Annotated in this window: 12 protein-coding genes; 6 read left to right on the top strand and 6 right to left on the bottom strand. The window is 48.1% G+C overall.

Features of this window, described 5'->3' with window-relative positions; translation table 11 throughout:
- Positions 1-40: 40 nt before the first annotated feature.
- Together AACR41_RS16005 and AACR41_RS16000 are read right to left on the bottom strand one after the other, a co-directional pair.
- Positions 41-658 (bottom strand): cation transporter, encoded by a 618-nt coding sequence (locus AACR41_RS16005; protein ID WP_030005944.1) that lies wholly within the window; start codon positions 656-658, stop codon positions 41-43.
- Between the two features lie 83 nt (positions 659-741).
- Positions 742-1,107 (bottom strand): ArsR/SmtB family transcription factor, encoded by a 366-nt coding sequence (locus tag AACR41_RS16000; RefSeq protein WP_030005943.1) that lies wholly within the window; start codon positions 1,105-1,107, stop codon positions 742-744.
- 257 nt (positions 1,108-1,364) lie between these two features.
- Between AACR41_RS16000 and acsF the strand changes: the two genes are divergently transcribed.
- From acsF to AACR41_RS15980, 4 genes are all read left to right on the top strand, one after another.
- A complete protein-coding gene (gene acsF / locus AACR41_RS15995; RefSeq protein WP_012306336.1) occupies positions 1,365-2,444 on the top strand; it encodes a magnesium-protoporphyrin IX monomethyl ester (oxidative) cyclase in 1,080 nt (359 codons plus the stop codon).
- Positions 2,445-2,719: 275 nt separating this feature from the next.
- The gene (locus AACR41_RS15990) at positions 2,720-3,562 is read left to right on the top strand and encodes an inositol monophosphatase family protein (RefSeq protein ID WP_045441381.1); all 843 of its coding nucleotides are present in this window, start codon (positions 2,720-2,722) and stop codon (positions 3,560-3,562) included.
- 62 nt (positions 3,563-3,624) lie between these two features.
- Entirely contained in the window at positions 3,625-4,647 is a 1,023-nt protein-coding gene (locus tag AACR41_RS15985; RefSeq protein ID WP_030005941.1) for a daunorubicin resistance protein DrrA family ABC transporter ATP-binding protein, read from the top strand.
- Between the two features lie 83 nt (positions 4,648-4,730).
- Positions 4,731-5,501: an alpha/beta fold hydrolase gene (locus AACR41_RS15980; RefSeq protein ID WP_030005940.1), complete on the top strand. Its 771-nt coding sequence runs from the start codon at positions 4,731-4,733 to the stop codon at positions 5,499-5,501.
- A gap of 2 nt (positions 5,502-5,503) precedes the next feature.
- Here AACR41_RS15980 and AACR41_RS15975 read toward each other — a convergent pair whose 3' ends face one another.
- Positions 5,504-6,430: a homogentisate phytyltransferase gene (locus AACR41_RS15975; protein ID WP_045441410.1), complete on the bottom strand. Its 927-nt coding sequence runs from the start codon at positions 6,428-6,430 to the stop codon at positions 5,504-5,506.
- A gap of 69 nt (positions 6,431-6,499) precedes the next feature.
- On the opposite strand from AACR41_RS15975, the gene AACR41_RS15970 reads away from it, so the two are divergent.
- Complete coding sequence (locus tag AACR41_RS15970) at positions 6,500-7,663, top strand: class I SAM-dependent methyltransferase (protein WP_030005938.1); 1,164 nt, start codon at positions 6,500-6,502, stop codon at positions 7,661-7,663.
- A gap of 27 nt (positions 7,664-7,690) precedes the next feature.
- Complete coding sequence (locus tag AACR41_RS15965) at positions 7,691-8,767, top strand: hypothetical protein (protein ID WP_030005937.1); 1,077 nt, start codon at positions 7,691-7,693, stop codon at positions 8,765-8,767.
- Here AACR41_RS15965 and AACR41_RS15960 read toward each other — a convergent pair.
- From AACR41_RS15960 to AACR41_RS15950, 3 genes are all read right to left on the bottom strand, one after another.
- Positions 8,764-9,321 (bottom strand): hypothetical protein, encoded by a 558-nt coding sequence (locus AACR41_RS15960; protein WP_030005936.1) that lies wholly within the window; start codon positions 9,319-9,321, stop codon positions 8,764-8,766. The two genes, AACR41_RS15965 and AACR41_RS15960, sit on opposite strands and share 4 nt — an antisense overlap.
- Before the next feature lie 8 nt (positions 9,322-9,329).
- The gene (locus tag AACR41_RS15955; protein WP_012306328.1) at positions 9,330-10,568 is read right to left on the bottom strand and encodes a type II secretion system F family protein; all 1,239 of its coding nucleotides are present in this window, start codon (positions 10,566-10,568) and stop codon (positions 9,330-9,332) included.
- Positions 10,569-10,633: 65 nt separating this feature from the next.
- Positions 10,634-11,740 carry a type IV pilus twitching motility protein PilT gene (locus AACR41_RS15950; RefSeq protein ID WP_012306326.1) on the bottom strand — a complete coding sequence of 369 codons (1,107 nt, stop codon included), beginning with the start codon at positions 11,738-11,740 and terminating at the stop codon, positions 10,634-10,636.
- Positions 11,741-11,833 lie beyond the last annotated feature (93 nt).

The raw sequence follows: 11,833 nt of genomic DNA, 5'->3' as shown, positions 1-11,833 counted from the left end.
GATCCTGCCATGATGTGGGATCAGCCTTTTTTTTTTCTAGTTATTGTTGTTGCATTTCTCGCCACGATTGCGACAAAACTTTACTGGCTGATTTGGCGAAGACAAAGGTCAGGAGAAAACCCACCAACAAATCTGGCAGATTAGAATTCGTGAGAAACACCAATCCGGCAGCAATTAACACGGATGTATTGGCAATGATGTCATTGCGGGAACACAACCAAACAGAAGACATATTGAGATTATCGTTGCGATGACGTGTCAAAAGCAGTAGACAGAGTAAATTCGCGAATAACGCGACAATACCAATCATGCCCATGATGGAAGCTTCCGGGCTAACGCCTGCGAACAATTGGTAGCTTGCCCTTGCAAACACTGCAACCGCAAACAAAAACATAATGACTCCCTTAAGGAATGCGGCTCCAGCCTGGGCCTGCACACTCTTGTTAATGACATACAGGCTGCTGGCATAGACCAAGGCATCTCCCAACATATCCAAAGAATCTCCAGTTAAAGAGAGGGAACCCGCTCGAATCCCAGCCCCAAACTCGACCAGAAACATTGCTGCGTTGATAAACAACACGACCCAAAGTACTTTTGCTTGTTGTTGCTTTAGTTTCGACAACGCACAAGCTTTAGCTTGACAGCAATTATCATCCATGACTTGGTTTTACATTTCGATATTCAAATTAATATTAGAATGTTTTTGCCGATAAGTGCAGATCAAGTTGAAGTTGATTTGTTTTATTGTGCAAGTTTGTTAAGGGCGTGACTCAGGATTTCAGCAACCCGTTGATCTCGGAGGGAGTAATAGGCTAGTTTCCCTTCATTCCGATATTTCAGGATTTTGAGATCGCGTAATTTTCGTAAGTGATGGGAAGTCGTGGCAATTTTGATGTTGAGTAAAGCCGCAATGTCACACACGCAGAGTTCTTCACTTGTACTGAGAGCGGCCAGGATCTTGAGACGGGATTTGTCGGCTAAAGCGTTAAAGAGAATCTGAGCTTCTTCGAGTAAATCACCCTCTGGTAATTGTTCACTGGCTTGGGCCACCAAATCCGTATTAACACAGCGGACTTGGCAGATATCCTGTGATTTTGGCTTTATCACAACTTTTAAGGGCGCAAATTCTACAATTTAATTGTACTCATTGGGTCATCGATCCCAGAAGGCGATCGCCTTTATTTCGCGATTTATCTTGCAATATTTTGTAACAATGTGTATCAACTATTCACAAAAAAGGGTTTAAACCCTGGTGTAGAGCTTGTTAGACTGTAACCTAATCAAAACCCCAAGTCTCACGCGGTTATATTTGGCAAAAAAGAGACTGATCCCCATAAAAAACGGAAGCAATAAACATTACAGATATGGTAAGCACTGTTAACAAATCTGCTGGCGTAGAGGAATTGCGCCCCGGCGTGAAGGTTCCGGCGAAGGAAACTATCCTGACTCCCCGCTTTTACACCACCGACTTCGATGAAATGGCGAAGATGGATCTTTCCGTCAACGAAGAAGAGATGGAAGCGATCATCGAAGAATTCCGCGTGGACTACAACCGTCATCACTTTGTTCGGGATGAGTCTTTTGATATCTCCTTCGACCATATCCAAGGAGAAACCCGGCAACTCTTCATCGAGTTCCTGGAGCGCTCCTGTACTGCTGAATTTTCCGGCTTCTTGCTCTACAAAGAATTAGGCCGTCGCCTCAAAGACAAGAATCCCCTGTTGGCTGAAGGGTTTAATCTCATGTCCCGGGACGAAGCGCGCCACGCTGGTTTCCTCAACAAAGCGATGACGGACTTTAACCTGTCCCTTGACCTCGGTTTCCTCACCAAGAGCCGCAGCTATACTTTCTTTAAGCCGAAATTTATTTTCTACGCTACCTACCTTTCGGAAAAAATTGGGTACTGGCGTTACATCAAGATTTATCGTCACCTCGAAAAGAACCCCGAAGACCGCATTTATCCGATCTTCAAGTTTTTTGAAAATTGGTGCCAAGACGAAAACCGTCACGGGGATTTCTTTGATGCGCTGATGAAAACCCAGCCCAATATCCTTAATGACTGGAAAGCGCGGTTATGGTGCCGTTTCTTCTTGCTCTCTGTCTTTGCGACGATGTACCTCAATGATACCCAGCGCCATGGCTTCTACGAGTCCATCGGCTTGAATGCGCGGGAATTTGACAAGGAAGTGATTTGGGAAACCAATAACACCGCTGGCCGGGTTTTCCCGATCATTCTCGATGTCGAAAAGCCTGAGTTCTACGAGCGTTTAGAAACCTGCGTCAAGAACGGCGAAAAACTGCGGGAAATTGATGCCAGCGATGCGCCTGCGCCTGTGAAGCTGTTGAAGAAGTTACCTGCTTATCTCTCTAACGCAACCCAATTCATTAGTCTCTATCTGATGAAGCCGATTCGTGTTGATCAACTGGCTGGTACTGTCCGCTAACACCCTTTTGGAGAATACCCTCCCTCCGCCTTCGGCACCTCCCTCAAGGAGACACCCCTCTAACTCCCCTCAAGGGAAACACCCTCCGCCTTCGGCACCTCCCTCAAAGAGAGGATAATTTGCCTCCTTCTTTTTTAGAGGGAGGATTTTTTTGTCTAGAGATAGCGAGATTGCAGGGTTTTGGGCTATGGTTGTTTAGCCAGACGAGGTATTGATTGACTCAGTGGCGATCGCCTTTTTTGGACTGGGATAACGTTTCTGGATCTAGCACACCGATGGTTGATGCATTATTTTGGACGGACATTTTGACCTTTGCGGCGGACACAAGTCACCGGATTGGCGCAGAATTAACGGAAAAATTTGGGAAGCTCACGGCAGTTCGCAAGGCCGATGGTAGCTTGGTGACGGAAGCAGATCGGTGGTCTGATCGAGAAATTTGTCAGGCGATCGCCACAGCCTTCCCTGACCATGGCATTCTCAGCGAAGAAAAAACGCATATTTTGCCTGGAAATGATTGGTGTTGGGTGATTGATCCCATTGACGGCACAACGAATTTTACGCGGGGCATTCCGATCTGGGGCATTTCCCTGGGGCTACTCTACAAAGGCACCCCTGTTTTTGGCTATGTGCATTTCCCTTGGTTGCGCCAATCCTTCCATGGCTATTGGTACGGAGACTCCGGTTTAACGGGGCCGACCGGGGCGTTTTGTAATGGCGAACCGCTCCAGACCAGCGACGACGAGCCGAGCCTAAACCATATTTTTAACCTCTGTGCCCGCAGTACGGCGGTGGCAGCTCAACCGAATTTCCCTTGTAAGATTCGCTTGATGGGGGTTGCCAGCTATAACGTTTTAATCGTGGCTTCGGGGGCGGCCCTAGGGGGAGTGGAAGCGACGTCGAAAATTTGGGATATTGCGGCGGTGTGGGCGATTATCCAGGCGGCTGGGGGAGCCATTGAACCCCTCGAACCGAACCCGATGTTTCCTTTAGAAATCGGCAAAAATTATGGCGATCGCCCTTTTCCTTGTTTAACGGCGAGTCGGGCAGAACTGATTCCCGTCTTCAAACCCTGGGTACAATTTATTGGCGATCAAGTCTGCGAAAAATACGGATTGTAAAGAACTTCGATACAATACACAACTGAGTATTTTGACGAACCATTGCGAGGACTCCCCCGACCATGACTGTTGCGGTTGCCATTGACCACCTCCAGAAAAGCTACGGCACCACCCAAGCGGTAAAGGATGTCTCCTTCACGGTGGAACAAGGAAAAATATTTGGGCTTTTGGGGCCAAACGGCGCAGGCAAAACGACGACGATTCGCTGTCTCTGTACCCTCGCCCAACCGGACGGAGGCCAGATCGAAGTCTGCGGTATTTCTGCTCTGACCCAACCGAAAGCAGTGCGACAACGGCTCGGCTATGTGGCCCAGGAAGTGGCGATCGACAAAATTCTTACCGGGCGGGAACTGCTGAATTTACAGGCGGCCCTCTACCATCTCCCGAAAAGCTTTATTCCCCAACGGGTGGAACAACTCCTTAATGCCCTAGGTTTAACCGATTACGCTGACCAGAAAACAGGCACTTACTCCGGTGGTTTGCGCAAACGCTTGGATTTGGCGGCAGGTCTGCTCCATCAGCCAGATGTGTTGGTTCTAGACGAGCCGACGGTGGGCCTCGATATCGAAAGTCGCGTTGCAGTTTGGGACTTTCTGCGGCAACTGCGGGCAGCGGGCACAACGGTCATTATCACCAGCCATTATCTTGAAGAAATTGATGCCCTCGCCGATAGTGTCGCGATCATTGATCAGGGCAAAGTCATCGCCAACGGCACCCCCAACGAACTCAAGGATAAAGTGGGTGGCGATCGCATTACGTTACGCATCGAAGAATTTACCTCTGCCCAGAATGCCGAACAAGCGAAAGAAGTGGTATCGGCCTTGGATTTTGTTGAGAGCGTGATTATTAATGGCTCCCAAGGGAATTCTTTGAATCTGGTGGTGAGTCGCCAGGGCAATCACCTGAGCACCATTGAGCAAAGCATTCAAGCGGCTGGACTGCCCATTTTTAGCTTGAGTCAAGCGCGGCCTAGTTTGGATGACGTTTATCTCGCGGCTACGGGTAAGACCCTCATGGATGCCGAAATTGAAGCGGCCAGCAAGCGAGATCTCAAAAAAGAGAAAAAGCAACAAATGAAAGGTTAAGCCAATCCATCGTTTCTGGAGAATTTATCCACGCAAAAGTTGATCGCTCAAAAACCCTCGCTAAAGATTATCAAAAAATATTTATGGGATGTGTTGTTCGGAATGGACGCCTACGTTTAAATCAAGGCCAGATTTTTTGGCGAGAAACAGGAGAAGGAAAGGCGATCGCCTTTATTCACCGGGAATATAGCGACGGTAGTCAGTGGTTAGATTTTTTTGAAAATTTAGGGCCAGATTATCAATGCTTTGCGCCGGATTTGTTGGGGTTTGGGGATTCTGATCCAGCAGTTTCGTCCCAGTCTATTCAATGGCAAAGTGAAATTTTAGCGGAATTTTTTAGTCAGTTAAATCTTAAGAAAATATATTTTGTGGGAGATTCCCTTGGGGCTTGGGTCGCCACTCGTTACGCCCTGAACAATCCTCAACAAATTCAAGGTTTGGTCTTACTTTCTCCCATCGGTTTTGAAGCCCCCAATAATGCTGGTTATTTCCTTGAAAAATGCTTATTATTACCAATTCCAATTTTGCCTTGGGGACTTAAATTACTCTACCCCCTAGGTAAGCTAATTGGCCTCGGTCAAAAGATTCAAAAACTTCTTAACTATCGACAACAGTTGCTTAAATATCCGGCCAGTCGGCGACTTTTGTTTCAGCGGCATCCCAGTGAAATTCAGGCAGAATATCTAAACTCTGAATTGTCTCAGCTAACTGCACCTACGTTAATTGTTTCAGCCGATCAAGGCTCCCACCAAGCGCTATTGTTTGCCCAAAAAATTCCCCAATCACAAATGGTTAAAGTCCAAGACAAAATAGAGGCGATCGCCTTGATTAAAAACTGGCTAAAACAACAATGATTTTAAAGCCAATGGGCGAGGGGAAACAAAAGATATTCCAGAAAGAAGAGTTTCCAAATAAATTGATAAAAGCTGGCAATGGATTTTTTCGATTCAAGATCAATCTGACGACTACGCCACCACAGCAGAGCACCCAGGATAATGTGACACCCAATAAATAGCAGTTGATTCAAACTGGTGGTCATCGTTATTTCACCGACAATCATACCGGCGTAGCAAGCAAAAATAATCCCCAACGAAAGCTGAAAAATCCGTTTTTTACCCAACAAAATTGTAAAGGTTGTGATTTGATATTGGCGATCGCCCTCTAGATCCGGTACGTCTTTGAAAATGGCGATCGCCACCGTAAACACAATAATAAACCCCGTCAACAGCCATACCGTCGGCGTAATCACCACTGGGTTCTGTAACATCGTCTGAAAATGGGCAAAAAGGCCAAGGTTCACCACCACACCCCGCACCGTAAAAATACACATCGCTGCGAGTAGGGGAAACCGTTTCAGGCGCACTGGGGGCAGAGAATACATTGTCCCGATGGCCAAGCTCCCCCACACCGTCACCCCAAGCCATAAACCACTAAAAGCACTCAAAATCAGCGCTAAAGCTCCGCAAAACCAGACAATACCCCAACCTGTTTTTCGAGAAAAATGTCCCGCCGCCACTGGTAAATGGGGTTTATTAATTTTGTCAATGTCAATGTCCGTCAGTTGATTGAGGCCGACAATAAAGACATTGCCCGCCAGACAAGCGAGCCAAGCACCAAGCACCGACTGACCATAGCCCCAGGAAAATGTTTCAGGGGTCACCGCCAACAGCGCCAAGGCCCAAACACTCAGACTCGTGCCGATAATCGTATGGGGTCGGGAAAATTGCCATAGGGAAGCAAGAAATGACGGTCGCGGGGCAGTGGGAGAGATAGAAGACTTCACAGGTAAAAGGTTGCACCTCAAAAAGGCGGCAGCATACACTAATCGCACATCATTTTAACGGACTTGTCCATGGCTTCTCCCCTTTTGGCGATCCTCCAGGAAAAACTCCAGACCGCACCGCACCAGCGCCTCACCTTTGCAGAGTTTATGGAATTGGCGCTCTATCATCCCACGGCAGGTTACTACAGTAGCGGGAAAGTGGCGATCGGTGCCCAGGGAGATTTCTTTACGGCCACATCCCTCGGCCCAGACTTTGGGGAATTATTGGCAGAACAGTTGCTCCAAATGAAACAAATTTTGGGGCGATCGCCGTTTCAGATCGTCGAAATGGGAGCAGGCAAGGGCGATTTGGCGAAGGATATTTTGTTTTACCTCCAGCAGCATTATCCAAAAGAACTTGAAGAAATTAAATATTATATTATTGAAAAATCCCCGGCTCTCCGCCAGCAACAACAGGAAAAATTAGCGGGGTTTTCCTATTGCAAAATTCAATGGTGCGATTGGTCAGAGTTGCCAGAAAATAGTATTCAAGGCTGTTTTATTTCTAATGAATTGCTTGATGCCTTTCCGGTACATTTAGTCACAGTGAATGCCGGGAAACATCAGGAGATTTACGTTCAATATAATCCCGCTCAAAATACATTGGAAGAAGTGAAGGATTCTCTATCTACACCAGAGATTCAAGCTTATTTTGATCACTTAAATATTGATTTCTCTAATTATCCTGATGGTTATCGCACAGAAGTTAATCTAGAGATGCTGAGTTGGTTAGAGCAGCTACAGACCAAACTAAAAACCGGTTATATTCTCACCATTGACTATGGCTATCCAGCGAAAAAATATTATCATCCCCAACGGTCTCAGGGCACTTTGCAATGTTATTTTCAGCACCGTCGCCACGATAATCCCTACGCTAATTTAGGCGAGCAGGATCTAACAGCCCATGTGGATTTTACCAGCCTCCAAAACTATGGCGAATCTCTAGGATTAGCAACTTTAGGTTTAACGCAACAGGGACTTTTTTTGATGGCTTTAGGGTTAGGCGATCGCCTCAATGCTTTATCCCAAAATCCTACCGATGTGATGACTCTGTTTCGCCGCCGGGATGCCCTCCATCAGTTGATCGATCCTATGGGTTTAGGGGGCTTTTATGTCTTGGTTCAGGGAAAAAATCTCACGGATGATCAGCTTCAGACTTCCCTAAAAGGTTTAACCCAGCCCCCCATGGTCTAATAGTTTTCAACGATTGCGGAAGGTTCTATGCGTCCTGTTTTGTATTTGGCGATTACGAGTCATGGGTTTGGCCATGTGGTGCGGGTGGCTTCGGTGGCGACCCAGGTACAGAAATTACTGCCCGATGTATTGCTGATTTTTGTGACGACAGCGCCCCACTGCTTGATTCGCAGTTATGTCAAAGGGGATTTTATTCAACGGCCAAAACGCTTGGATGTGGGGGTGATTCAGGCGGACAGTTTCTCCATGGACTACGACGCGACCCTAGAGAAATTGCGGGAAATTCGTCGGCGATCGCCCCGGATTATTGCGGGTGAAGTGGACTTTTTACGGTTGAACCGCGCCCAATTGGTTTTAGCTGATTTGCCGCCCCTGGCGATTCCCATTGCCCATGGTGCGGAGATTCCCTGTTGGTGTATGGGAAATTTTGGTTGGGATTTTATTTACCGTGCTTGGGGTGGAGAATTTATTCCCGAAGCCGATTGGATTACAGAGCTTTATCGTGAAGGCGATCGCCTGTTTCGTTTACCGCTGCACGAACCCATGGAGAATTTTGCAAACGTTACCAATGTGGGACTGACGGGCGGCGATCCGCAATATGATCTAGCAATCCTACGGGAAAAATTTCAATTAACTCATCCCAAGGAAAAAACTATTCTTCTCAGTTTTGGCGGCCTCGGTTTTGCCGGAATGCCCTATGAAGCCTTGGCGCAATTTCCTGATTATCAATTTATTAGCTTCGACCGGAACGCCCCCGATTTAGCAAATCTCCGCAAAATTACTGAGACCCAATACCGCCCCGTTGACTTCATGCCCCTGTGCGATCGCATTATTTCCAAACCGGGCTTTAGTACCTACGCCGAAGCCCTGCGCCTTGATCTTCCCGTTGTGACCTTGCCTAGGGATGATTTTGCCGAAGGGCCAATTTTAATTAAAAACCTCCAACAATATGGCTACCACCAAATTTTAGATCCAGAGCAATTTGCCCAGGGTGATTGGGATTTTCTTCGGGAATCACCCCAACCGCCCCAAGGCAATCAACCCATCGATAAAACGGGCACAAAGGCGATCGCCCAAGCCATTGCCGAATTTCTCAGCCATTAATGCTCTGTGACGAAAACCTCAGGTACAGACTCCGGTTCAGGAAACGGTGATTCCCCCAGAACAAAGGGGAGATGCGCCCCCGTAAGTCCCTTAATAATGTGCTCAGGGGTTGTCGGGAACACCACAAACAGAGGGTGAATTTGGGCCGGAAGATTACTGATCATGTGGGCCTCCGACTCTGGCAATAACCACTCGTAATCTTGATCAAGGTAAACCTGGGTATGACGCCAGCGCAGCAATAGCTCTGAAAAAGTTTCCCCAGGCCGATGAATAAACACCATAATTTCGGCATCTAGCTTAATTTGCCACTCCGGATCACAGGTCAAAATCGCCAGATCACAGGGCAAAATCAAGGTTTTTGGAGTGGAATGCTGTTCATTTCTGCTGAGGTGGCGCATCACCGGCAGCGGCATCACAATTAAACTTCCCTCAGGACGCCGGACACTGGGCACCAAAGAAAGGTAAGGGCGATGTTGCTTCAGTAAGGCGATCGCCGTTTGTCGATCACTGTAGGCCGCTAAAAGCGTTTCATACTGACTTTGCTGTCCAGTCATCGTTTGCTCTAACCCAAATCTTCAAATACCTTAAACATCGGCAGATACATCGAGAGCAAAATAACACCAACCATCGCCGCAATAATCACCATCATCGCTGGTTCTAAAATACTGGTCAGCGCCTTCACCGTCTGCTCTACTTCATCTTCGTAGAAATCTGCCACCTTCATCATCATGCTATCTAATTCCCCTGTTTCCTCACCAATGGTCATCATTTGAATCGCAAGGATCGGAAAAACCCGGTCGCGATCGAGGGCAACACTTAACATCCCCCCTTCTTGAATTTCAGACTTGGCATCATTAATCGCCTTGGCAATGACCACATTCCCCGCCGTTGCCCCGACAATATCAAAGGAATTGAGGATCGGTACCCCAGACCGGGTTAATGTCCCGAAGATCCGACAGAACCGAGCCACCGCATTTTTCCGGAGCAAATCCCCAAACAGAGGCAACTTGAGTAACAAAGAATCGATTTGCCACCGCCCCATTTCGGTGTTGTAATAACGGCGGATCGCAAAAAAGAGAATGTTGGCACCAATAATCATCAGGAGCACATTCCCAAAAGGCATTGGCAATAACCCTTCGCTAGTCCGCAGAAAGTTACTGATCCCCATCATGATGATCGTTAAAGCCGGCAGTTCTGTGCCAATACTTTCAAAAATATCGGCAAAAACCGGAATCAAAAAGACGGTCATCCCAAAGAACACCGCCACCGCCAAAAATGCCACGGCCATTGGATAGGTCATGGCTGATTTGATTTGGTTTTCCAGTTTGGCCATGTCTTCGAGTACCTTCGCCAAACGGTTCAGGACTTCATCGAGCACCCCACCAATTTCACCGGCTTCTACCATGCTGACATACAGGGTATCGAAGCATTCTTCGTGGGGCCGCATCGCGTCGGAAAGATTCACCCCCTGCTGAACTTCGGCCTTGATGGCAGTGAGGGCTTTACGCATCTTGATGTTGGAGTGGTTTTCTCCCAAGATGCTTAGACAACGAACGATCGCCACCCCAGCATTGATCATCACCGCAAATTGTCGCGAAAATACGGCTTTATCTTTGATGGAAACTTTCGCGAGGGCCTCTTCTAAAAACGAGAGATCGATTTCCCCCGGCTTCATGATCTTGCCCACTTCTGGATAGCGCGTCGCTAGCATGGTGCGGGCTTGTTCGGGGGAATTGGCTTCGATTTTTTCTTTTAGCTTTTGACCGTTGCGATCAACAACTTGTGCGACATACTGTGCCATGGCTTTCGTTCACTGGGAAAAATGGAATAAAGGGTGCTCTTGCCAGCTTAACTGACAATATTTATTTAGCGACGTTTTGCGGTTGGGCTAGCCCCCAAGGCTCCCCCAACGAGTCGTTGTAGTTCATCGGGTTTACCACTCTTCGACAGGGCTTCTTCAAAGGTAACGGTGCCTGTGGCCACTAAACCCGCCAGGGCTTGCTCCATGGTTTGCATGCCGAGTTTCATCCCCGTTTGGATTGCTGAGTAAACCTGGGCGCTTTTTCCTTCACGAATCAGGTTGGCGATCGCCGGGGTGACAACCATAATTTCTTGGGCCATAGAGCGCCCGAATTCACCGGGTTTCGGATTCGCTTTTTTCACCAGACATTGACTAAAAACAGCCAAGAGAGAGTTGGAAAGCATCGCCCGAATTTGGGGCTGTTGAATCGGCGGGAACACGTCTAACATCCGGTCGATGGTGCTGGCGGCGGAGTTGGTGTGGAGCGTCCCGAAGACGAGGTGCCCGGTTTCAGCGGCGGAGATAGCCAAGGAGATGGTTTCGAGGTCTCGCATTTCCCCGACGAGGATGATGTCTGGATCTTCCCGGAGCGCGGCCCGGAGCGCATTGGCAAAGCTTTTGGTGTCTTCTCCCTTTTGCCGTTGGTGGAAGAGGCTTTTGTGGTTTGGAAAAACGTATTCGATGGGGTCTTCGACGGTGAGGATATGTTCGGCACGGGTGCGGTTGATCAAATCCAACATCGCAGCCATGGTGGTGGTTTTCCCAGAACCCGTTTGGCCCGTAACCAGCACCAAGCCCCGGGGACGCTCGGCCATTTCCCGCACAATATCGGGTAAACCGAGTTGATCAAAGTTGGGAATTTTCGAGGACAAGGCCCGCAGGCAAGCGGCATAACAGCCCCGTTCTTTGTAGACATTGACCCGGAAGCGCGCGAGTCCTTTCACGCCATAGGAACAGTCTAGTTCCCAATTTTGCTCTAGGTCTTTGCGTTGGGTGTTGTTGAGCATACTGAAGATGAGCTTTTGGGCATCTTGGGCGGAGAGGGGCTCGTCATTAATGGGGCCAAGTTTCCCACTGACTCGGAAATAAACGGGGGCACCGGCCTGGATGTGCATATCGGAGCCGCCCATTTCTACGAGTTGCTCCATGAGGTCTTCGATCATGTAATCCATTGGCTTGTTACTCCTTGGGCGATCGCCTGGGATAGGAAAGAAAAAAGTTGGGGTGAAAGATTGTCGCTGCCATTATTCTGCCCAAAAGGCGAT

The sequence above is a fragment of the Picosynechococcus sp. NKBG042902 genome (assembly GCF_963864045.1).
GTDB lineage: Bacteria > Cyanobacteriota > Cyanobacteriia > Cyanobacteriales > MRBY01 > MRBY01.
This window is presented reverse-complemented; position numbering and strand designations above follow the sequence as displayed.